The 21,292-nt window shown below is 40.2% G+C and carries 22 protein-coding genes and 1 pseudogene; 2 read left to right on the top strand and 21 right to left on the bottom strand.

Annotation, left to right across the window (positions count from 1 at the left end; all coding sequences use genetic code 11):
• Positions 1-49: 49 nt before the first annotated feature.
• From G593_RS18630 to ptsP, 5 genes and pseudogenes are all read right to left on the bottom strand, one after another.
• Positions 50-306 (bottom strand): annotated as a pseudogene (locus G593_RS18630) (HPr family phosphocarrier protein).
• A gap of 68 nt (positions 307-374) precedes the next feature.
• The gene (locus tag G593_RS21130; protein WP_255348532.1) at positions 375-497 is read right to left on the bottom strand and encodes a hypothetical protein; all 123 of its coding nucleotides are present in this window, start codon (positions 495-497) and stop codon (positions 375-377) included.
• On the bottom strand, positions 494-1,429 hold the full coding sequence (gene pfkB, locus G593_RS0112240) for a 1-phosphofructokinase (RefSeq protein ID WP_029731868.1): 936 nt from the start codon (positions 1,427-1,429) through the stop codon (positions 494-496). Before pfkB ends, G593_RS21130 begins: the two co-directional genes overlap by 4 nt.
• Positions 1,430-2,176 carry a DeoR/GlpR family DNA-binding transcription regulator gene (locus G593_RS0112235; RefSeq protein WP_029731867.1) on the bottom strand — a complete coding sequence of 249 codons (747 nt, stop codon included), beginning with the start codon at positions 2,174-2,176 and terminating at the stop codon, positions 1,430-1,432. It abuts the gene before it with no gap.
• Positions 2,177-2,485: 309 nt separating this feature from the next.
• Positions 2,486-4,111, bottom strand: a complete 1,626-nt coding sequence (gene ptsP, locus G593_RS0112230) for a phosphoenolpyruvate--protein phosphotransferase (RefSeq protein ID WP_029731866.1) — start codon at positions 4,109-4,111, stop codon at positions 2,486-2,488.
• Between the two features lie 245 nt (positions 4,112-4,356).
• Between ptsP and G593_RS0112225 the strand changes: the two genes are divergently transcribed.
• Positions 4,357-4,554 carry a cold-shock protein gene (locus G593_RS0112225; protein WP_005333869.1) on the top strand — a complete coding sequence of 66 codons (198 nt, stop codon included), beginning with the start codon at positions 4,357-4,359 and terminating at the stop codon, positions 4,552-4,554.
• 174 nt (positions 4,555-4,728) lie between these two features.
• On the opposite strand, the gene G593_RS0112220 is transcribed toward G593_RS0112225, so the two are convergent.
• From G593_RS0112220 to G593_RS0112175, 9 genes are all read right to left on the bottom strand, one after another.
• On the bottom strand, positions 4,729-5,172 hold the full coding sequence (locus tag G593_RS0112220) for an ACT domain protein (RefSeq protein WP_022279028.1): 444 nt from the start codon (positions 5,170-5,172) through the stop codon (positions 4,729-4,731).
• A gap of 16 nt (positions 5,173-5,188) precedes the next feature.
• The gene (locus tag G593_RS0112215) at positions 5,189-6,520 is read right to left on the bottom strand and encodes a phenylacetate--CoA ligase family protein (RefSeq protein WP_029731865.1); all 1,332 of its coding nucleotides are present in this window, start codon (positions 6,518-6,520) and stop codon (positions 5,189-5,191) included.
• A gap of 32 nt (positions 6,521-6,552) precedes the next feature.
• Positions 6,553-7,122: an indolepyruvate oxidoreductase subunit beta gene (locus G593_RS0112210; RefSeq protein WP_005342662.1), complete on the bottom strand. Its 570-nt coding sequence runs from the start codon at positions 7,120-7,122 to the stop codon at positions 6,553-6,555.
• A complete protein-coding gene (iorA, locus tag G593_RS0112205; RefSeq protein WP_022279029.1) occupies positions 7,122-8,876 on the bottom strand; it encodes an indolepyruvate ferredoxin oxidoreductase subunit alpha in 1,755 nt (584 codons plus the stop codon). Before iorA ends, G593_RS0112210 begins: the two co-directional genes overlap by 1 nt.
• Before the next feature lie 116 nt (positions 8,877-8,992).
• Positions 8,993-10,240, bottom strand: a complete 1,248-nt coding sequence (locus tag G593_RS0112200) for a DNA polymerase Y family protein (RefSeq protein WP_029731864.1) — start codon at positions 10,238-10,240, stop codon at positions 8,993-8,995.
• Between the two features lie 3 nt (positions 10,241-10,243).
• Positions 10,244-12,829, bottom strand: a complete 2,586-nt coding sequence (gene clpB, locus G593_RS0112195) for an ATP-dependent chaperone ClpB (protein ID WP_029731863.1) — start codon at positions 12,827-12,829, stop codon at positions 10,244-10,246.
• A 205-nt stretch (positions 12,830-13,034) separates the two neighbouring features.
• Entirely contained in the window at positions 13,035-14,255 is a 1,221-nt protein-coding gene (locus tag G593_RS0112190; RefSeq protein ID WP_029731862.1) for a tyrosine-type recombinase/integrase, read from the bottom strand.
• Between the two features lie 716 nt (positions 14,256-14,971).
• Positions 14,972-15,205, bottom strand: coding sequence for a helix-turn-helix domain-containing protein (locus G593_RS0112180; protein WP_029731860.1), 234 nt, complete (start codon positions 15,203-15,205; stop codon positions 14,972-14,974).
• Positions 15,202-15,621, bottom strand: coding sequence for a sigma factor-like helix-turn-helix DNA-binding protein (locus G593_RS0112175; protein WP_005337655.1), 420 nt, complete (start codon positions 15,619-15,621; stop codon positions 15,202-15,204). The genes G593_RS0112180 and G593_RS0112175 overlap by 4 nt, the downstream gene beginning before the upstream one ends.
• A 523-nt stretch (positions 15,622-16,144) precedes the next feature.
• Between G593_RS0112175 and G593_RS0112170 the strand changes: the two genes are divergently transcribed.
• Positions 16,145-16,507, top strand: coding sequence for a helix-turn-helix transcriptional regulator (locus G593_RS0112170; RefSeq protein ID WP_005337657.1), 363 nt, complete (start codon positions 16,145-16,147; stop codon positions 16,505-16,507).
• A 106-nt stretch (positions 16,508-16,613) separates the two neighbouring features.
• Here the strand turns inward: G593_RS0112170 and G593_RS19605 are convergent, their stop codons facing one another.
• The 7 genes from G593_RS19605 to G593_RS0112140 form a co-directional block, all read right to left on the bottom strand.
• The gene (locus tag G593_RS19605; protein ID WP_081048603.1) at positions 16,614-16,802 is read right to left on the bottom strand and encodes a cysteine-rich KTR domain-containing protein; all 189 of its coding nucleotides are present in this window, start codon (positions 16,800-16,802) and stop codon (positions 16,614-16,616) included.
• A gap of 14 nt (positions 16,803-16,816) precedes the next feature.
• On the bottom strand, positions 16,817-17,254 hold the full coding sequence (locus tag G593_RS0112165) for an AraC family transcriptional regulator (RefSeq protein WP_029731859.1): 438 nt from the start codon (positions 17,252-17,254) through the stop codon (positions 16,817-16,819).
• Positions 17,255-17,410: 156 nt separating this feature from the next.
• Entirely contained in the window at positions 17,411-17,635 is a 225-nt protein-coding gene (locus G593_RS0112160) for a hypothetical protein (RefSeq protein WP_005337661.1), read from the bottom strand.
• 1 nt (position 17,636) lies between these two features.
• Positions 17,637-18,956, bottom strand: coding sequence for an MATE family efflux transporter (locus G593_RS0112155; protein ID WP_029731858.1), 1,320 nt, complete (start codon positions 18,954-18,956; stop codon positions 17,637-17,639).
• Between the two features lie 76 nt (positions 18,957-19,032).
• On the bottom strand, positions 19,033-19,593 hold the full coding sequence (locus G593_RS0112150) for a TetR/AcrR family transcriptional regulator (RefSeq protein WP_029731857.1): 561 nt from the start codon (positions 19,591-19,593) through the stop codon (positions 19,033-19,035).
• Between the two features lie 63 nt (positions 19,594-19,656).
• The gene (locus G593_RS0112145) at positions 19,657-20,268 is read right to left on the bottom strand and encodes a class I SAM-dependent methyltransferase (RefSeq protein ID WP_005337667.1); all 612 of its coding nucleotides are present in this window, start codon (positions 20,266-20,268) and stop codon (positions 19,657-19,659) included.
• A gap of 113 nt (positions 20,269-20,381) precedes the next feature.
• On the bottom strand, positions 20,382-21,275 hold the full coding sequence (locus tag G593_RS0112140; RefSeq protein ID WP_029731856.1) for a conjugal transfer protein: 894 nt from the start codon (positions 21,273-21,275) through the stop codon (positions 20,382-20,384).
• Positions 21,276-21,292 lie beyond the last annotated feature (17 nt).

Below are 21,292 nucleotides of genomic sequence, written 5' to 3'. Positions count from 1 at the left end.
GATTCTCTTAATAATCCATTTCTCTGTGCTTTCCAAAAAGAAATGCTTCTTACAGGTTCTCTTTTAAAAATGTTTCAAGCTCTGCTGCTGCGATTTCTTCATCTTCACCATCTACAGTTACTGTAATCTCTGCTCCCTTTTTAGCGCCGAGTCCCATAACACCAAGAACTCCTTTTGCATTCACTTTTTTCCTTCTGCCTCAATGTTAATATCGGACTTAAATCCTGCCGCTTTCTTTACGAACATAGTTGCTGGTCTTGCATGGATTCCTTCTGCGTCTGTAATTACATATTTAAATTCTTTCATCGTTTTAATCTCCTTTTCTCATTTTGACTTAATTATATTTAATATCTTTTTTACTAACAACAATTCAATTATTTTTCTGTATTTAATGGTTTTTTCAGAAGTACGATTCCTGCCATTGTGATGACTGCTCCGATAACAAGTGCCACAAGGAACATCGGTGCATTTTCAATAATACCGATTACAATCTTCATTCCCTTTCCTCCTGCAATCCGTATAATTCAGGTTCCTTCTCCAACAGTTTCACTACATCTTCTTTTTCTGCCAGCCAATACTCAAATGCGCTGGCACTTCCAGTTGCAATTCCAAGTTCAAATGCTTTCTCATAATCTCCGGTATTGAGATAACCGGTGACAAATCCTGCTACCATGGAATCTCCCGCTCCGACAGAATTGAGCACCTCTCCCTTCGGTGGTCTTCCCTGGTAGACTTTTCCATGTTCATCTAAAAGAATGGCTCCATCGCCTGCCATGGAAATCAATACATTTCTTGCCCCCATTTCTTTTAATTTTCCTGCATATTCGATGATTTCTTCATCTGTTTCAATCTGAACTCCGAACATATCTCCCAACTCATGGTTGTTCGGCTTAATAAGAAATGGATGGTATTTCAGGACATTCATCAAAAGATCTTTTGTTGCGTCTACCACGATCCTGATCTCACGTCCGGCAAGTCTTGCCATGATGCGTTCATAAATGTCTTCCGGCAAGGTATTCGGAATACTTCCCGCAAGAACAAGTACATCTCCTTTGGTCAGTGCATCCAGTTTTTCATAAAGCTTTCCGATGGCCTCTTCACTGATCTTTGGTCCCTGACCGTTGATTTCCGTCTCTTCACCGGCGTTGATTTTTACATTGATTCTGGTAAATCCGTTATCTAACTGGATAAAATCGGTATAACAGCCAAAATCGTCCAACATCTTCTCCAATGCCTCCCCGGTAAATCCTGATACAAATCCGAGTGCTTTACTCTTATGTCCCAGATTTGAAAGTACCACAGAAACATTATTCCCCTTACCTCCGGGGTAAATGTTTTCTCTCGTTGTCCGGTTGATTTTTCCAGGTTCCAATTTTTCCGCCCCGATGACATAATCCAGAGACGGGTTAAATGTCACTGTGTAAATCATCTACTTAACCTCCACGATATTTTTATATTTTTTATAAGAAGAAGCTTTAAATTCTGTTGTAAGAATCTCAGATTCTTTCATATCAGAAAATGTAATTGATGTTACCTGACCGATTTTGCTTGAATCTGCCAGTACAAAGCACTGTGCACACCGCTCCATCTCTTTTTTCTTGACCAGCGCTTCCTCACTGTCTGGTGTGGTAAGCCCCCTCTGTGGGTGAACTCCATTCGTTCCAAAAAATCCTTTTGTGAAATTGTACCGGTTCAGACTCTCCAATGCTTCCGCACCGACGATTGCCTCCGTCACACCTTTTAATTTCCCACCGATCAAAAGAACTTCATACCCCTTTTTCAAAAGCTTCTGCGCATGCCCGATCGCATTCGTCACAAAAACAGCTGACTCTTCATTCAATTCGTCAATCAGAAGATCTACACTACTTCCAGCGTCCAGATATACAAAATCATCTGCCTCTATCAGTTCAGCCGCATATGCTGCGATTTTATGTTTTTCTTCTGTATTCCGGTCTCGTCTGACCGACAATTCTTCATCTCTTGTCCTCACGGAAATTCCAACAGTTGTCGCTCCACCGTGAACCTTGATAAGAGTTCCACGCTTGTGAAGTTCTGTCAGATCTCTCCGCACCGTAGATTCTGACGTATTCAAAAGATCTGTCAGCTCTTGTACTGTCACAGTACCATGGCTTTCCACATATTTCTGAATTTCCCGGAATCTTTCTTCCGCCAGCATCAAATCACCTCTCAGTCATTTTCAGTCAACTTCGTTCATCTTCAATCACATAATATAATCATGTTCAGTCAAAATAATAGTCAAAAATTCATGTAGATTTTTTTGCAGATTCACAATTAGGGATTAGTAGGATTGTATGATAAATAACGCAAAACCCTCACAGTGATATGACTTAAGCACGATGGAGTCGAGACGATTATCATCAAGAAGGGCTCTCCCGAACTTGATGATAGTTTATGGCTCGACGCAATGTTTCGCGCGCGGAATATCAATGTGAGGATTTTGAGTTTTGTTATTATAATAAACCCACTACTGTATCTCTCGGATCTTCTTTCTAAGTCCAAGTACCTGGTGTGGCGCTACGGACAGTTCGTCAATTCCAATCTGTACGAAGAATTCTGTCATGCTCAGATCTGCTGCCAGATCTCCACAGATGCTGATTCTTTTTCCCTCCAGATGTACATTGTTGGCTACGATTCGGATCATCTTCATCAAAGCCGGGTGGTATGGGTTATAATACTTGTCCAGTTTTGGATTTTCACGATCCATGCCAAGTGTAAGCTGCAGCAGATCATTCGTTCCGATACTGAAGAAATCTACTTCTCTTGCCAGTTCTCCACTGATCATGACTGCTGCCGGAGTCTCGATCATGACTCCAATTTCAATATTCTCATTATAAGCAGTCTTTTCATCTTTCAATTGCTTCTTTGCCTTTTCAAGCAGGGCTTTTGCCGCTGCTACTTCCTCCATGGATGTAACCATCGGAAACATAATAGATACATTTCCAAGTGCAGAAGCTCTGAGAATCGCGCGAAACTGTGGAAGGAACAATTCTTCTTTTTCCATCATAATACGTATTCCACGCAGCCCAATCGCCGGATTTGCCTGTTCTCCAAGATCTACACTTTCTACCATCTTGTCACCGCCAAAATCTGCGATTCGGACAACAACACGGTTGGCTCCCATAGACTCTGCTGCCAGTTTATAAACTTGAAAGAGCTGCTCTTCGGAAGGCAGTTTGCTCCCCATTTCCATATACAGAAATTCGCTCCGGAATAATCCAATTCCACCGGCATCACTTCTTAAAACATTTTCAATATCTTCTCTTGTGCCTACATTGGCACAGATATCAATTTTCTGACCACTCTGGGTAATGTTCTCCTTACCTTTCAGACGTTCCAGATTCCTGACATGCCTCAGATTCGCATCCTTGCGTTCCCGCATCTTCGTTAGAGTTGCATAGTCAGGCTCAATATAAATCTTTCCTTCATAACCATCTATAATAATTGTCTTTCCGTCATATTCTTCTTTCAGAGATTCTCCAAGACCGATGACCGCCGGAATTCCTTTCGTTCTGGCCAGAACGGCAGTATGTGAATTAATTGTTCCGTACATAGTCACAAACCCCAGTACCTTTGCCTTATCGAACTGAAGCGCTTCACTTGGATATATATCTCTCGCAGCCATGACAAATGGCTCATCTGTCAGCATACGATCCTTCCAGCTTCGGGACAAGATGCGGATCACACGAATTGCCACGTCTCTGACATCTTCTTCTTTTCCCTGAATTGGATTATTCTGCTGATGACTACTGATTCGAATTAACTGTTCTACAGACGTCTGAACAATATACTCTGCGTTAAGTTTTTCTTCCAGAATCCTCTTTATAATATGATCTGTATATTCCTGGTCCTCCAAGAGTTCCTTTTGCATCTCGAAGATTGCGGCATTTGCCTCACCGACTTCACGCACAGAAAGATCATAGACAAGTTCCAGTTCAGCAATTGCTTTTTCTCTTGCTTTCTTATAACGCTGAATCTCCTTCTCTACATCTTTTACATAGATTCTTTTAATCTCTTTGATGTCTCTTTTATAAAATGTTAATTTCCCGATTGCAATGCCTTCGGATATCTTTTTTCCTGTCAGTGTAATCATTCTTCTACAAAACCCCTGCTCATTATTATATAGTAAAAATCATTTTAATACTCTATTCTACTTTACACGTCCGTGGACTATTCGTCAAGCAAATGGTTTCCGTGTCTGACGAATTCCTTACATTTTTATGTTCTTTTTTGGTAAAAACATTACAAATATTCCATATTTTGTTGACTTTTTTATTGATACATGCTAATGTGATAAAGCATTCTTAGTTATTTTTAATTTTTAGGGAGGTACTATCAATGAAAGGTACAGTTAAATGGTTTAACAACCAAAAAGGTTACGGTTTTATTTCTGATGAGTCCGGAAACGATGTTTTCGTACACTACTCAGGACTGAACATGGAAGGATTCAAGTCTCTTGAGGAAGGACAGGAAGTAGAATTCGACGTTACTGAGGGAGCTAAAGGACCTCAGGCTGTTAACGTAACTAAGCTTTAATCATGAATGATTTAATCATATTTTAGATGATGTACCTTTTATAATATATAAAAAGCAGCTTTTATAGCATTTTGATATTTAAAAGACATACACATGAAATGAGATTAAGACAGCAATGACGAGAAAAATACCAGGCCTTAGGCCTGGTATTTTTATTAAATCATAAAACATATATCAGCGATTTGCCTGGTATGCCTCATCGGCTGTATATACGTCAAATCCGCTTCCTTTTAAGATATCAATCACTCTCGCAGGATCATCACTCTTTAAAACTGCTGCAGCGTCTGCACCATTTGCAAATGCGTACATATATTCCACGTTGATCTCACCTTCCACGATCTGATGCATCGCTTTGCTCAGTGAACCGGTCGCATGAGGTACGCGAAGAGCCACAACATCTGTCAGCATAGCTGTGATTCCAGCGTCCTTAAGTGCAGCTTTTCCCTTGTGTGGGTCTGATACGATCATACGGAGCATTCCATAATCAGAAGTATCTGCCAGGCTTAATGCCACGATATTTACATCATTTTCAGCCAGTATCTTAAGCACAGTGTCCAAACGTCCCTCTCTGTTTTCCAAAAATACAGATAACTGCTGAATTGTATTACTGATTCCCATAATCCAATCCTCCTTCCTACATGTCACGATTGTCGATGACACGTTTTGCTTTACCTTCACTTCTTTGAATTGTCTTAGGCTCTACCAGTTTTACATGAACTGCTACACCAAGTGCCTGCTTCAAAGTTGCTGCTACACGGTTACGAAGTCCGTCCAGCTTACGGATCTCATCTGAGAAGTACTTCTCATCAACCTCTACCTCTACAGTCAATACGTCCAGATTGTTCTCACGGTCAACGATCATCATATAGTGTGGTGCAACTCCGCCACCCATTGACAGAAGTGCAGTCTCGACCTGGGTTGGGAATACATTCACACCACGGATGACTTTCATATCATCTGTACGTCCTGTAAATTTATGGATTCTCGGAAGTGTTCTTCCACACTCACATTTTGAATGATCAATACTTGTCAGGTCTTTTGTTCTGTAACGCAAAAGCGGCATACCTTCTTTTACAAGCGTTGTAAATACAAGCTCACCCGTCTCTCCATCTTTACATGGCGTATGATCTGTAGGATTTAAGACCTCCGGATAGAAATAATCCTCTTGCACATGCATACCTTTGTGATGAATGCAGTCAAGTGCAACACCCGGTCCTGTAATCTCACAAAGTCCATAAATATCAAAACTGTTGACATTAAGAAGTTCCTCAATCTTACGGCGCATCTCATCTGTCCAAGGCTCTGCTCCATTGATACCAGCCTTTAACTGCAGACGATCAACCACTCCTGCCTCTCTTGCAACCTCACCAAGATAAAGGGCATAAGATGGCGTACATGCAAATGCTGTGGCTCCAAAATCTTCCATACACATGAGCTGTCTCTTTGTATTACCTGCAGACATCGGGATTGCCATTGCGCCAAGCTTTCTGGCTCCGAAGTCAAGCCCAAGTCCACCTGTGAAAAGTCCATATCCGTAACAGATATGGATACGGTCTGCTGCATTAAGTCCTGCCATTGTAAGTCCTCTGGCAACACAGTCTCCCCATACATCTACATCTTTTTCTGTATAAGAGGCCAGTGTCAGTTTCCCGGTCGTTCCTGATGTTCCCTGTACACGGACGATTTTCTCCTGCGGAACTGCCAGAAGTCCGAATGGATAATTGGCTCTTAAGTCTTCTTTTGTTGTAAATGGAAGCTTACCGATATCTTCGATTCCTTTGATATCTCCCGGCTCCACTCCCATATCATCCATTTTCTTGCGGTAAAATGCTACATTTTCATAAACGTTCTTTACCTGGCGTACCAGACGCTCACTCTGAAGGGCAGTCATCTCATCGCGGCTCATACACTCAATCTTCGGGTCACGGACCTGTTCCTGCCAATCTTCCAATGCTACTCTTGCCATTGCTTTCTTGCCTCTCTTTTCTGATAGTATTATTATAATTGATATCCTACATCAAATGCTTTTTTATTGATGTCGATCGTCTTTGGAGGTACTGTTTTTTCAATTACTTCATACCACTGCTCTTTTGTAAAATCCATATGCTGTGCTGCGATTCCAAGCACGATTAAGTTAAATACCCTGGAATTTCCAAGCTTTTTCGCTTCTTCCGTTGCATTTACCGTATAGACTTTGTGATCTTTTTTCAGATTCTCCAAAATATTCTCCGGATATTCAGCCGCTCCGATCACAACCGGCATCGGGTCGATTCTCCAGTCATTGACGATCAATGCACCGTCTTTTTTGAGAAAATGTGCATATCTTAAGGCTTCCAGCTTCTCAAATGCGATGATAACGTCTGCCTGTCCTTCCTCTACGATTGGCTCTGCTACATTTTCACCGTAACGCACATATGTAACAACGCTTCCACCTCTCTGAGCCATTCCGTGCACCTCAGAAAGCTTAACATCATATTCTCCGGCAAGTGCCAGTCCTCCGAGAATACGGCTTGTAAGGAGTGTTCCCTGGCCGCCGACACCTACGATCATAATATTCTTAGTAGCCATTATTTGTCACCCTCCCTTACTAATTTGATCGCGTCAAATTTACACAGACTCTTGCAAAGTCCGCATCCGGTACACATGGTATCATCAATATGGATCGTCTTATCTGCATTTCTTGTCATAGCCGGACAGCCCGGTTTCATACACATACCACATTTCTTACATTTATCTGGTTCTTCTGCGTAAAGCGGTTTTTTCTTTTTACTCAAAAGTACACATGGTGTTTTTGTAATAATGACAGAAACTTCATCTTTTGCCACTTCTTCTTTGATGACTTTCTCCAGACGCTCAATGTCAAATGCGTTGACCTCAATGACATTTTTCACACCGATTGCGCGGCATAATGCCGGAATGTCAATGGCATAAGTCGGATCTCCCTGCAATGTCTTACCAGTTGCAGCGTGATCCTGATGTCCTGTCATACCTGTCGTAGAGTTATCAAGTATCATCACTGTTCCGGTTGCCTTATTGTACATCATATTCATAAGAGAGTTCACACCTGTATGAAGGAATGTGGAATCTCCGATTACTGCTACCCAGTTTTTAATATATTCTTTTCCTTTTGCTTTCTCCATTCCATGAAGACTGGAAATACTTGCACCCATACAGATCGTTGTATCGATAACACTAAGCGGTGCCACTGCACCAAGTGTATAACAGCCGATGTCTCCTGCCGCATGCATTTTTAACTTGTTCAGTACATAATACACGCTTCTGTGTGGACAGCCTGGACATAAAATCGGAGGTCTTCCAGGCGCAGCTGCCGGTGCATCAAGCTTTAATTCCTCCCCAAGAATTGCTTCTCTTAGCATATTCGCACTGTACTCGCCCTGAACCGTGAAGATTTCTTTTCCAGTTGCCTTGATTCCCCAGGATTTCACCTGTTCTTCAATAACCGGATCCAATTCTTCTACAATATAAAGCTTCTCTACTTTAGAAGCAAAATCTTCAATCAATTTTCTTGGAAGCGGATTCACCATTCCAAGCTTCAGTACGGAAGCATTCGGAAGTGCCTCTTTTACATACTGATATGGAATACCACTTGTAATCACACCAATCTTTGTATCGTTCATCTCTACACGGTTGATTGGGAGTGTATTGGCTGCCTCCGCAAGCTCCAGGTTGCGTTTCTCAATCTCCACATGGCGGAGTTTTGCATTTCCCGGCATCATAACTGTCTTGCGGATATTTTTTTCATATGGCTTATCCGGAATCTCTTCACGGTCACATAACTCTACCAGTCCCTGTGAATGTGCCAGTCTTGTCGTTGTGCGAAATACAAATGGACGATCATACTTTTCACTCAGATCAAATGCAATCTTCATAAATTCTTTTGCCTCAGAACTGTCGGAAGGTTCCAGTACCGGAAGCTGTGCAGCTCTTGCGACCATTCTTGTATCCTGCTCATTCTGAGAGCTGTAAAGTCCCGGATCATCTGCTACGACAATGACAAGTCCTCTATTGACTCCCATATAAGATACGGTATAAGCCGGGTCTGCTGCCACGTTAAATCCTACATGTTTCATACAGGACATAGCCCGGACACCTGCGACAGATGCGCCAATCGCAACTTCTGTTGCAACCTTCTCATTCGGAGACCATTCACAGTAAAGATCGTCTTTGTATTTGACCAGATTCTCGCTGATCTCAGTACTCGGTGTTCCAGGATATGCGGCAGATACTTTCACGCCTGCCTCATATGCTCCTCGGGCAATCGCCTCATTACCGAGCATAATCACTTTTTTTACTTCTGACATTTTCCTAATTCCTCCTTCGAATATCGGGACACTTTTAGAGTGCGCTCTATAAACGTAATCTTGTTTACTATTCTAGCGTTTTTATATAGGAATGTCAATTTTACTAATCAGCTTTTTCACATCTTTTCCTCTTTTTCCGGCTTTTTTAAAAAGCTGGCACGGACAACTGCATCTTTCCCGAATTTTTTTCGGATTTCATCCAGTGCCTGATCTAATTTTTCATGTTTCTGGCCGTTTTCAAAACTTTTGACTTCTTTAGAAATATTATCGCTGCTGTGAAAATTCAGATCAAAGAGACTCAATTGTTGTGGTTCACCCTCCTGCGACAGCTTGGAAGTCCGGATTCCAAGCAGGCGGATTGGTTTTCCATTCCACATTTCACAAAATAATTCCACTGCAGTCTGATAAATGACCTGATCACTTGCCGTCATTCTTTCAAGCTGTTTTTGATGTGAATTCACGGTAAAATCTGCATACTTGATTTCCACATTGACCACACCTGCATGATATCCGTGTTTTCTCAAACGTCCTCCTACACTTTGGGCTAGAGAAAGTAAGACTTTCTGCGCGTCTTCTTTTGTTGACACATCTTTGGATAAAGTAGTCGAATTTCCGACTCCTTTTGCCTCAGCTTTTTCCGATTCTACAATAGAGTCATCCATTCCATTGGCAAACTCCCACAGACGCCTTCCATGGCTTTTCAAATGCAATTCTATCAGCTTTGGGTCAGCCTTTGCCAGATCACCAATCGTCTGAATCTCCAGTTTTCTCAATGTCTCCACACTGGAATGCCCTGCCATAAAAAGATCTGAAATTGGAAGCGGCCACATTTTTCCCTGAATTTCTTTCCTGAAAAGTGTATGAACACGATCCGGCTTTTCAAAGTCCGATGCCATCTTCGCCAACACTTTCACGTCTGAGATTCCGATATTAACTGTGAATCCAAACCGTTTTTTTACTTCGTCTTTGATCTCAAATGCAGCTTCCACAGGTGATGCAAATCGTCCTGAAATTCCCGTAAAATTCATGTAACATTCATCGACACTGACCTGCTCGATATCAGGAGTATAAGAACACAAAAAAGCCATAAGCTTCCTGCTGTGCTTATGGTACATTTCATGATCCGGTGCTTCCATGTGAAGATTCGGACACTTACGAAAGGCATTCGCAACCGGTTCCCCAGTACGAATGCCATACTTCTTCGCCGGGACAGATTTTGCCAGCACAATACCGTGGCGGGATTTTTGATCCCCGCCAATAATGGCCGGTATTGTACGGATATCTGTCCTGGCTCCATTCTTTAGTTGTTCTACTGCTGTCCAGCTAAGATAAGCTGAATTTACATCTATATGAAAGATTATCACCGTTTATGACCTGCTCCTTGCGACCAGCTTGCCATTCTCCACATCAATCACAATTGTATCTCCAGTGCCGATATCTCCCTGAAGCATCAGTTTTGCAGCTAATGTCTCTACATTTTTCTGCAGATAACGTTTCAAAGGTCTTGCACCATAATTCGGATCATATCCTCCATCCACAATCATTTTCTTTGCTTCTTCTGTAAGCTTAATCTGAATTTCCCGATCAGCCAGACGTTTATTCACATCTGCTACCAGTAAATCAATAATGTCATAAATATTGTCTTTCGTCAATGGTTTGAACATAATCGTCTCGTCCAAACGGTTTAGGAACTCTGGGCGGAAATGTGCACGAAGATCATTCATAACCATAGTCTGGCTCTCCTCACTGATGTTGCCATGGTCATCCATGCCATCAAGCAGATACTGAGAACCAATATTGGAAGTCATAATAAGAATCGTGTTCTTAAAGTCTACCGTACGTCCCTGTGAATCCGTGATACGTCCATCATCCAATACTTGTAACAGGACATTGAACACATCCGGGTGGGCTTTCTCAATCTCATCAAAAAGTACAACGGAGTAAGGTTTTCTTCTGACTGCCTCAGTAAGCTGACCGCCTTCGTCATATCCTACATATCCCGGAGGAGCTCCGATCAGTCTGGATACGGAGTATTTCTCCATGTACTCACTCATATCGATACGCACCATATTATTCTCATCATCAAACAGACTTGCTGCCAGTGCTTTTGCAAGCTCGGTCTTACCAACTCCGGTAGGTCCAAGGAAAAGGAATGAACCAATCGGTTTTGTCGGATCTTTGATTCCGGCTTTAGAACGAATAATTGCTTCTGTCACAAGCTCCACACCTTCATCCTGACCAATGACTCTCTTGTGAAGTTCATCTGCCAGATGCAATGTCTTATTACGTTCGCTCTCATTCAGCTTTGCAACCGGAATTCCAGTCCACCGTGACACAATACGGGCAATCTCCTCATCTGTAACACTTTCATGTACCAGTGAGAGATCTTCATCTTTGACTTTTTCTTCCTCCTGCTCTAACTGCTTCTGCAATTGTGGCAATTTACCATATTGCAATTCAGCTGCTTTGTCAAGATCATAAGAATGCTGTGCTTTTTCAATGTCTTTATTTACCTGCTCGATCTCTTCACGAAGTCTCTGAACTCTCTCAACTCCTACTTTTTCATTATCCCACTGAGCTTTCTTGCCTGCAAATTCTGCACGCAGTTCTGCCAGTTCTTGTTGCAGATGCTCCAAACGTTCTTTACTAAGTCGGTCTTCTTCTTTCTTTAGAGCAGTCTCTTCAATCTCTAACTGCATAATCTTACGGTTCAATTCATCCAGCTCCGTCGGCATAGAGTCCAGCTCTGTCTTAATCAGTGCACATGCCTCGTCAACCAGATCGATTGCTTTATCCGGAAGGAAACGGTCGGAAATATAACGGTCTGACAGCGTTGCTGCCGCTACCAATGCGCCGTCTGTAATCTTAACACCATGGAATACTTCGTACCGCTCTTTCAGTCCACGAAGGATAGAAATTGCATCTTCTACAGTTGGTTCTTCTACCATAACCGGCTGGAAACGACGTTCCAGTGCCGCATCTTTTTCAATGTACTGTCGATACTCATCCAGTGTTGTTGCACCGATACAGTGAAGTTCTCCTCTTGCAAGCATGGGCTTTAACATATTACCGGCATCCATAGCTCCGTCTGTCTTACCTGCTCCGACAATTGTGTGTAATTCATCAATGAACAGGATGATCCTTCCGTCACTGTTCTTCACTTCCTCAAGCACTGCTTTCAGACGTTCCTCAAATTCACCACGATACTTGGCTCCTGCTACCAGTGCTCCCATATCCAGTGAAAATATCGTCTTATCTTTCAGTCCTTCCGGCACATCACCACGCACAATACGCTGTGCAAGTCCTTCTACAACTGCTGTCTTACCAACACCAGGTTCACCGATCAGAACCGGATTGTTCTTCGTCTTACGGGACAAGATACGGATAACATTCCGAATTTCAGAATCACGTCCAATAACTGGATCCAATTTCTGCTCTCTTGCACGCTCCACAAGATCTGATCCATATTTGTTCAAGGTATCATAAGTAGCTTCCGGATTATCACTGGTCACTCGCTGATTCCCCCTGACACTGGAAAGTGCCTGTAAAAATCCATCTCGACTGATTCCAAGCTCCCTTAGGATACTCTTCATCTCTTTACCAGCATACTTTATCATAGCAAGAAACAGATGCTCTACTGATACATACTCATCGCCCATCTGCTTTGCTTCATCTTCCGCATGTACAAGAACATTGTTCAGTGCCTGTCCGACATACTGCTGACCTCCCTGTACTTTCGGAAGTTTTCTTAAGGACTCTTCCACACGGTTAATGACCATGTTCTTATCCAGTCCCATCTTTTCCATTAACTTTGCGATCAGGCTGTCATCCTGTGTAAGAAGTGCATATAACAAATGTTCCTGCGCAAGCTCCTGATTACCATAATTCATAGCGATCTTCTCACAATTCTGAACTGCCTGTAATGAATTCTGTGTAAATTTATTTATGTTCATAGAGACAACCTCCTTTGTTTATCTGTTCTATTTACGATATAACAATATCACAGGTTGTTAGCACTGTCAATAGGTGAGTGCTAATTTTATTTTTATTTTTTTGCAAACCTAATAAAATCAATGGTTTGCAAGCATTTTTCACTCTTGAAATTGTCATTTTTCTTAGGTTTGACACCAATTTGACACCAATTTTTCTTTTCTGGTGTCAGAAGTTCACTGCCATACTATCCAGCTTTGCTATCTCGTTTTCAATCCTTGCCCTGTCGCCCAAGTGGTTATACACTTCCATAGTCACATCAAAATGAGCGTGTCCCATGATGTACTGTAATACCTTAATATCCATACGGCACTCTGCCATTCTTGTGCAGGCTGTGTGTCGCATAACATGAGCGGAAACCTTTGGAAGCAGTTCTGCTTTCCTGTGTTCTTTCTTTGCCCTCTGGACTTCCTCTTTGTTATAAGCGTCCACAATGTTATATAATACACTGTTTACACCATAGGGCATAAGCGGTCTGCCAGATTTAGCAGTGAATACGAAGCCAGAATATCCGTCCACCTCAACTGACTTATCTTTTGCCAGCATAAAGTTAATTTTTCTCTGTTCTTCAAATGCTTTCTGTACTTCCTGCGTCATAGGTATCACACGAATACCCGAATCCGTCTTTGGAGTAGAGATATGGAAGCGACAGCCATCTCCATAATTCTTGTAGATAAGCTGGTGGTCTACATTCAAGCGTCTTGCTCTCGTGTCTACGTCTTTCCATGTAAGACCAATCAGTTCTCCACACCTTAACCCTGTACCTATCATAATCGTAAGCATAGGATAATAGGTATTGTAGACATTGCTCTGCTTTGCAAAAGCAATGAGCTTTTCCTGTTGTGAGACTGTCAATGCCACTCGCTCCTCTGCTGGTCTGCCATAATCGCTGATAGAACCTTTTGCTGGATTTTTACGGATAATATCATCATCAACCGCCATTTCCAACGCAGGAAAAATCATGTTGTTAATAGATTTAATAGTAGAATGAGCATATCCAGCTTTGGATAATTTAGAATAGTAGGCTTTAATGTGAGAGGGTAACATCTGAACAACTTTAATGTTGCCGATTTCGTCTTTTACACGATTATCCCATATACGAAGATAATTTACTCGTGTAGACTCTTTCAGTTCACGGGTTTCCATGTATCGCTCGAACAAGGTATTTAACGTCATTTTCTTGATTGCACTGTCTGTCAGAATGTTATCGTCCATATCCTTTGCAATCTTTTTTTCTTTCTCTCTAAGCTCTGGTAAATCCTGTGCATAGATTGTACGACGTTTTCCTGTTCTTATATCTGTGAAGCGATAACTGTATCTGCCGTCGTTACGCCAGCTTTCTCCCTCTCTTAATTTTCTCCCTTTCGGGTCTTTTCTGCTAATTGCCATGAGAACCAATCCTTTCTTTTAGCCCTCTTTTCATGTTCTCACAGCGTGGTTTGCCTATAGATAATTATACCATATTTCCACAAGAACATGAATAGATGACGGAGCTATTCTGCAAGGTAAAGCAGATATTTTTTGACCCTTTCTACAGAGTAAAGAACCCTGCGACCTATGACAATTTTCGCTCCTGCCTGCTCACCGATTTTCCTTGCCGTAGCATGACCGCATGAGAGCATAGCAGAAAGCCCCTCTATATCAACAGTAATCGACTGGCTGGTTTTTCGTTCTTTTGTCTTGTTCATATATCAGCAAAATAAGCATATCAGTATCACTTATTCTGCGACACCCCCTTTCCTGTATTTTCTAAGCAGACAGACGGCTCTGGAAAAGCTCCGCTGGTATCTCAACCAATCTCATTCCTATGAGCAAAACCACCTCTGGGACGTATCATTATCCTGTGAATACAGGTCATGGCTGAACAACTTTTCCAAAGGTCGCTCTCAGATCACTGCATGGGTCGCTCGCTTTCTTTGGAAAAGGTCATGGCGTACAGTCCCCGTGGCTCGCTGTATCACAAACGTATCTGTCTGCTTTATTCAATTGTCAAAGACCGCAACGGCTTGTCAGCCTGTAAAAGCCAACACCAGGACTATTGACTTTTATAGAATGACAAGCGGTGTGGCTGGAAAGGGGAGAAAACCACACCCGCCTGTATGTATTTAGATTACTGTGATTTCAAAATTGAGTATCATATCCAGAAAGGCTGTCTGTACTCTGTTTTTCAAATCTGCGTCCACTACCATGCACACATTTCCGTGTTCATCATAGAGCTTTCGCAAACAGAGCTTTGAGATATACCCGTCGTAAAAGTTCAGCACTGTGGCAATAGCTTCTGGGTCTCCCTCTGTCGCTGATACGATAACTCCAAAAGGTAAGCGTTCATGTTTCATCATTCGTGTTCCTCCATGTATTTTCTCAATGTTTCAAGCGTCTTTGTTCTGTGATACTGGACGTTTGAACGAGGGATATTGATAAAACGGCTGATTTCTCCGTCTGCCATATCCATGAAGTAGGACAACAGAATAATATTTCGCTTCTTCTCGGTCAGAGCTTTAAGAGCTTCACTCAACTTGTCATTTTCAACCCATACTTCAATTCCCAGCACGTTAAACACGGTGTAGTCGCATTCGTACTTATCACACTCGCCAAAGCGTTCCTGCTGATAATCTGGCAAATCAGAAAATGAACACTCACGCTTTTCACGTCGTTTCATATCACGGTAGCCTTTCATCACAGCTCGCTTGATGACTTTTTTTGAAAGGCAATCGAACTGTGCTTCAATGGCTCGTCTGAAAGAAGATGTTTCCACTGTTTCACCTCCTTTCTGTGCGAAGTAGAAATGAACGGAAGTTCATTTCCCCCTTTCCGCACCCCAACTACCCAAGGAGGTGTCCAGCTACCAAGATTTACAAAAAAGAATTTGCAAATCTCGGACATAACAAAAACAGTCTATTAGAATACGAATGTACCAATAGACTGTTTTACTAATGTAAGTGATATGAATTTTTAACTCGTGTTTAGGGTGTGTTGACTGGATAACCATTGTAAGGCGGTTATTCAGTTGTAAATACTGACGTATTCGCTGATACGCAATCATGGCACAACCCCCTTATCCAGAGCTGTACCGTAAGTACAAAAGAAAAGGACAGCTCTGGTTATCCAAAACCGTCCTAATCAGATTGAAAGACATGGAAAAAGATATTACCCTAGAACGGTTTTTTTTATTTACCGTCAAGGTAATATTAATATGAATTATAAATGCATAATATATGTATTTTTAACACATTTTAATCATGTGTCATGAAGTATAAACTCATGACAGGTGATTTAAAATGAGGAAAAAGAAAGACACCCACAGCTTTGATTTCCGTCCGCTTGGACTGGCAATCAGAGAAGCGAGAGAAAAAGCTGGGCTTTCCCGCAATGATTTAGGCGATAAGGTCTTTTACGGAGAACGTCATATCGCAGATATTGAGAATATAGGGAAACACCCCAGCTTCCAGTTATTTCATGATTTAGTGACCATGTTCCATATCTCTGTTGACGAATACTTCTACCCGCAAGAGAAAGCAGAAAAATCTACAATCCGTAGACAGATAGAGGTATCGCTGAATGAACTGACAGATGAAGAACTCAAAATCATCCAAGGAACGATTGACGGTATCATGAAATACAAGGGAACGGGAAGCAAATAGGCTTCTCGTTTTCTTTTTTCTCTCATAAACTATCCTGCTGATCTGCTCCGCAGGAAGCAGGATTTAATAAAAAGAGCCAATAATCTGTAAGAGTAATTCTTACAAACTATTGGCTCTGCGTCTTAGCGTCTGGCTCTTTAATAATTTTTACTATCCCACGATTTATATTGATTAAAGTTTCATGCTTGCATTTTGGACAGAATAAAGGGAAATTTATCAATTCTGTATCTTTTCGTACTTTAACTCGTGTCTTACTATTGCAAATAGGACATAATATCCATGATTGCTTTTCCACGGCAACACCACCTTTTATTTTAACGGAATACAAAATTCACACAAATGTAATGAGATTTTCGAGAAAGAATATCGTTCAATTATCGGTTTCGTATAGTCAACTAGCAAACCGGAAGTTAACGTATCAATATTTTTCCAAAAATTTGCCACATCATTTTCTGTATGTGGAACCTCAAATATAGCGTAACGCCCACTATCAATGTTACGAACAGGTAAATCACAATGTATATCCCTGCTAGTGATAACCATTCCCACGTCATATCGCTGTTCATTTTCTGGCGTTGATAAAGGATTGTCCAAAGCTATACCTAGTATCGCTGTATCATCTTTGAATAAATCATTACTTTTTAAATAGTCTTTTAGCTTTTCCATTAGTTGCTTGTTTTCTGCACCATACTTACCGGTTCTGCGTATATATGCAATTTCAATATCTTTAAATTCTTCAATAACCAAGTTATGACCTCCCTTATTTCAATCGGTATCAAGCTTGATAAGGCAATGGTAAGGGCAATTAAAATGTTTTTCAAGATATTTTTTAAAATGCACCAAAACTTTTTTAAAAGATAAGTTCTTCCTGCTGATCTGCCTCGCAGGAAGCAGAAAGAGAACTTAAATCTTCACTTTTTTTGTAATTGTATAAATATATTCTTCTGGTGTAGGAGTTCTGTTTCCAAAATATTTTTTGAAGCGTTTCTGTATCACTGGGTCTTTACTATTCATAGTGTTATCAATATTTTCCTGTATCTCAGCTCTGAATTCCGATAACGATACTCCTTTGGCTTTTGCACCAACTTTTAAAAGTGTCTTCATATCGTGTTTTTTTAATCCAATCATTTTATGACTCCTTTATTTTCATAGAACCAATACCACATACTACACTTGCAATACAGGCAATAATATGACTGATTAAAATAGATAACCAAATTCCAGTTAAACCACTTCCTAAACTTGCGAAAATATATGCTAATGGAATACGAATAATAATATAGTAAAAAATCATAAGTATCATACTTCTTGTTGGTTTCCCAAGTCCGTTTAATGTACCTAGACAACAGCTTGTAATCGTGTAAAGAACATATCCTATGCTGACTATTGTAAAATACTGATTAACAATAACTGCTACATTCTCACTTGCCACAAAAAGCCCTGCTAATTGTTTGGAGAAAACAATAATAATCAGTGATAGTATAATTAAAGTAATACTTCCATATTTCAAAGATAATTTTAAATAATCTTTAGCTCTATCAATTCGTTTTCCGCCTATACATTGTCCTACTATTGAAGTCAATACCATATTTAGTGCCATAGCCGGATAGAATAGTATGGTTTCTAATTTTCCCGTTACACCATAACCGGCAATAGCTGAAATACCATAACCGCTTACTAATGCGGTCAGGAAAGTCGTGCTAATAGCAGGAATACTCTGCTGAATAATAGACGGTACAGAATTTTTAATAAGTGGCATAATTTCCGATTTATCAAAATCAGATAGAGTAAACTTAAATAATTTCTTTTTTGAAATATAGATACACATAAAAATCAAACAGATAATTTGTGATGTCAATGTTGCAATAGCCGCACCATGAAATCCAATTATTCTAATAAGTATAGGGTCTAAAATTGCATTAAGTAGGGTAGATACAAGCATTGCAACAGCTTGAAACATTGTATTTCCAAAGCTTCTTAAAACCGCTGTGAAATATAAATATAAATAGACAGCTACATAACCTAAGATATACATAAACAAGTAGCTTCGAGCCATATCAAATATTTCATCTGGCGTATTCAAAGCAGTTAAAATAGGGTTTAAAAATACTTCTAATAAAATTGTAATCAGTATTGAAAATATTACAGACACAAAAAATGAAGTAGATAATACACGATTTTTCTTTACGTCTTTTTTTGCTCCGATTGCTTGCGATAAAAGAATAGAAACACCATTTGTTGCCCCCATACCGATTGAGGTTAAAATCAAGATTATAGGTGTAGAATTTGTAAGTGCCGCATATGCTTGTTCTCCTAATAAATTCCCAATCCAAAGACTATCCACTAAATTGTATGCCACATTTAAAAACATAGCGACAATCATTGGAAGCGTCATGGATAATAAACATTTTTTTGTATCTCCATTAATAAAGTCTATCTTACCATTCATATTAAGTCCTCCGTTATTGAATGAACATCATTCATATTTAGCGTTTAAATATTCCCTGCTTTAAGCAGGGGATATATCAAAAATTAAATAATTTATTAAAAAAGGCTTTTATTCTGTCGCTTTTTTCATTTAAAGCAATTTCATTATTCATCAATATTCCTAATTGACCAAAAACACAAAAACTCGCACACGTTTCTGGATCAGAAATATTTATCTCATGATTTTGATTAGCTCGAATAATTATTTCTTGAACAATAGGAGTTAGCTTTTTACAAACGCATAAAGCAAGTAAATCATGAAAATTCTTATTTTGATTATCATGAAACATTTGATAATAAGTATCACTTTCGTGTTCTGAAAAAAGAGTCATTTTATTAAGAATTTCCTTTAAAGAGTTTTGTTTTATGTCGATACCTTTTGTCATTTTAGAAATTAACATATTTGCATACTCATCTAAAGCGGTTTGGAATAGAACATCTTTAGACGGGAAATATCTATAACAAAGTCCTTGAGCAACTCCTATTTCTCTTGCAATATCAGAAATTGATGTTTTTTCAAAACCATTTTGTGCAAATAACTTAATTGCTATTTCCAAAATTTCTTGTTTTCTTTCTTCCGGTTCTTTTGAAATACGCATTATAACACACCTCCTTTTTCATCATAATGTCTTGGGCGTTACATGTCAATGACTAATATTCATTCACTTTCGTGCTATTGTTAAACTAGAAGTATTGCTAATATGTTCCCACAATACTGTACAAAAATCTTTTGATAATAGATTTTCCATTTCCTTTTTTGAGTATATTTTCACATCACCACTTTTACTATGCCTCATGTAAAAATTCATAATTTGTCTGGCTCCTGCTGGTTGCCAACAGTCGCCAATAATGAAAAGCCCACCTTTTTTCAATACCCGTGATACCTCTTTTACTACTTTATCCGGTGAGGGATAATGATGAAATGAGTCATTACATATCACCGTATCAAATAAGCTATCTTCAAAAGGTAGATTTTCAGCATCTCCAATGTATAATTTCGCATTATCGCCAATCTTTTTTTTGGCTTCTTCAATCATATTGGGAGATAAGTCTATTCCAGATAACTGTTTTGTAATATGCAGGTTAAATATACTTTCTAACAAAGCTCCTGTTCCACACCCTAAATCAAGAAGTGAACTAACATGTTCTTCCTGCTTCAGTTTTTTTAAAATTGGAGCATATAGATTTCTTGCATGTTCACCTACCATAGCAGTATCATAAGAAATAGCCTGCTTGTCGAAAGTTTTTTTTGAATTTTCCTTATTTTTATTCATACTATCGCTCCTTTCGTAGGTTATTATACAGCGTGAATGAATGGCTGTCAATGAATAATATTCATTCAATAAAAAAATAGGTTTGCCAATACAATGACAAGCCTATTTGTCTATTATCCTATAATCTTCCAGTTACTATCCTTATGAAGCGTCAGCTCATACTGTGATACCTGTGTCGCCTTTGTCTGATTGTCAATGAATTTCACCGCAACGCTCACTTTCACATTATCGCCGTCAGCCGTAAATACTGGATTGACAAGCTCGGAAAAGAGATAGTCCCCGTTTATTGGTTCAAGGGCATTTCCCTCTACATAGTAGGCAAGCTCCTTGTCCGTTGCGGTAGGATACAGCTTGAAGAATGTTTCCAGAAATGCTGTAGCGTCATTCACCGTATCAGCGTCCACGCTGTTGTCGGTTTCCTGTGCCTTTGGTTCGTAGCTGGATTTTTCCATAGCAGGGGCAAGGGTCGGGTTCTGGATAATGACCATATCCCCGTCAGCGTCCACATGAACGGTCACGGTATAGGTTTCTGATACATTCCTTGTCTGGTCGCCCTCTTTTATCTGCTGATCTACTTCGTAGGTAACAGTAAAAGCGTTCTCCCCAGACTGTTCCACGTCCCAGATAAGTACGTCCGTGACCGTGGAGCTGGTCGGTATATCCGTTCTCACCGTATCAACATTCAGATCCTGCAATTCCTGTGTCAGATAGGCACTGATAGCCTGTGTCCTTGCTTCGATTGCTTCCTTGCTGTTGCTCCATGTGTAATAGGACTTCGCAAAGTTCTTGACGAAATTCTCTATACCGTTGGTGTCATTTAAGCGGAGCTGTATAGTTTCTATCTCATGGGTGGTGTGCTGGTCGATAGCGGTAAAATTCTTATACACACCAAAGCTCACGCTTGCGATAAGCACCACCCAGAGGACAATGACGGATTTCTTATGCGTCCTCACTTTCATAGTACGGACTTTCTTTTCCTTTATCGGTTTTTCTTTTTTCTTGAACATGATATTTCCATTCCTTT

This window comes from Dorea sp. AGR2135 (assembly GCF_000420885.1).
GTDB classification, from domain to species: domain Bacteria; phylum Bacillota; class Clostridia; order Lachnospirales; family Lachnospiraceae; genus Dorea; species Dorea formicigenerans.
The sequence above is the reverse complement of the archived record's forward strand: the minus strand, read 5'-3'. Positions and strand labels throughout refer to the sequence as shown.

Coding starts and splice junctions, on each gene's coding strand:
- G593_RS0112210 (WP_005342662.1), bottom strand. CDS start 7,122: ATGGCTACTAAGAATATTATGATCGTAGGTGTCGGCGGCCAGGGAACA.
- G593_RS0112190 (WP_029731862.1), bottom strand. CDS start 14,255: ATGGCAATTAGCAGAAAAGACCCGAAAGGGAGAAAATTAAGAGAGGGA.
- G593_RS0112160 (WP_005337661.1), bottom strand. CDS start 17,635: ATGATTGGATTAAAAAAACACGATATGAAGACACTTTTAAAAGTTGGT.
- pfkB (WP_029731868.1), bottom strand. CDS start 1,429: ATGATTTACACAGTGACATTTAACCCGTCTCTGGATTATGTCATCGGG.
- G593_RS21130 (WP_255348532.1), bottom strand. CDS start 497: ATGAAGATTGTAATCGGTATTATTGAAAATGCACCGATGTTCCTTGTG.
- G593_RS0112220 (WP_022279028.1), bottom strand. CDS start 5,172: ATGGGAATCAGTAATACAATTCAGCAGTTATCTGTATTTTTGGAAAAC.
- G593_RS0112235 (WP_029731867.1), bottom strand. CDS start 2,176: ATGCTGGCGGAAGAAAGATTCCGGGAAATTCAGAAATATGTGGAAAGC.
- G593_RS0112145 (WP_005337667.1), bottom strand. CDS start 20,268: ATGAATAAAAATAAGGAAAATTCAAAAAAAACTTTCGACAAGCAGGCT.
- G593_RS0112140 (WP_029731856.1), bottom strand. CDS start 21,275: ATGTTCAAGAAAAAAGAAAAACCGATAAAGGAAAAGAAAGTCCGTACT.
- G593_RS0112180 (WP_029731860.1), bottom strand. CDS start 15,205: ATGATGAAACATGAACGCTTACCTTTTGGAGTTATCGTATCAGCGACA.
- G593_RS0112155 (WP_029731858.1), bottom strand. CDS start 18,956: ATGAATGGTAAGATAGACTTTATTAATGGAGATACAAAAAAATGTTTA.
- clpB (WP_029731863.1), bottom strand. CDS start 12,829: ATGAACATAAATAAATTTACACAGAATTCATTACAGGCAGTTCAGAAT.
- G593_RS0112150 (WP_029731857.1), bottom strand. CDS start 19,593: ATGCGTATTTCAAAAGAACCGGAAGAAAGAAAACAAGAAATTTTGGAA.
- G593_RS0112170 (WP_005337657.1), top strand. CDS start 16,145: ATGAGGAAAAAGAAAGACACCCACAGCTTTGATTTCCGTCCGCTTGGA.
- ptsP (WP_029731866.1), bottom strand. CDS start 4,111: ATGATTACACTGACAGGAAAAAAGATATCCGAAGGCATTGCAATCGGG.
- G593_RS0112215 (WP_029731865.1), bottom strand. CDS start 6,520: ATGGCAAGAGTAGCATTGGAAGATTGGCAGGAACAGGTCCGTGACCCG.
- G593_RS0112225 (WP_005333869.1), top strand. CDS start 4,357: ATGAAAGGTACAGTTAAATGGTTTAACAACCAAAAAGGTTACGGTTTT.
- iorA (WP_022279029.1), bottom strand. CDS start 8,876: ATGTCAGAAGTAAAAAAAGTGATTATGCTCGGTAATGAGGCGATTGCC.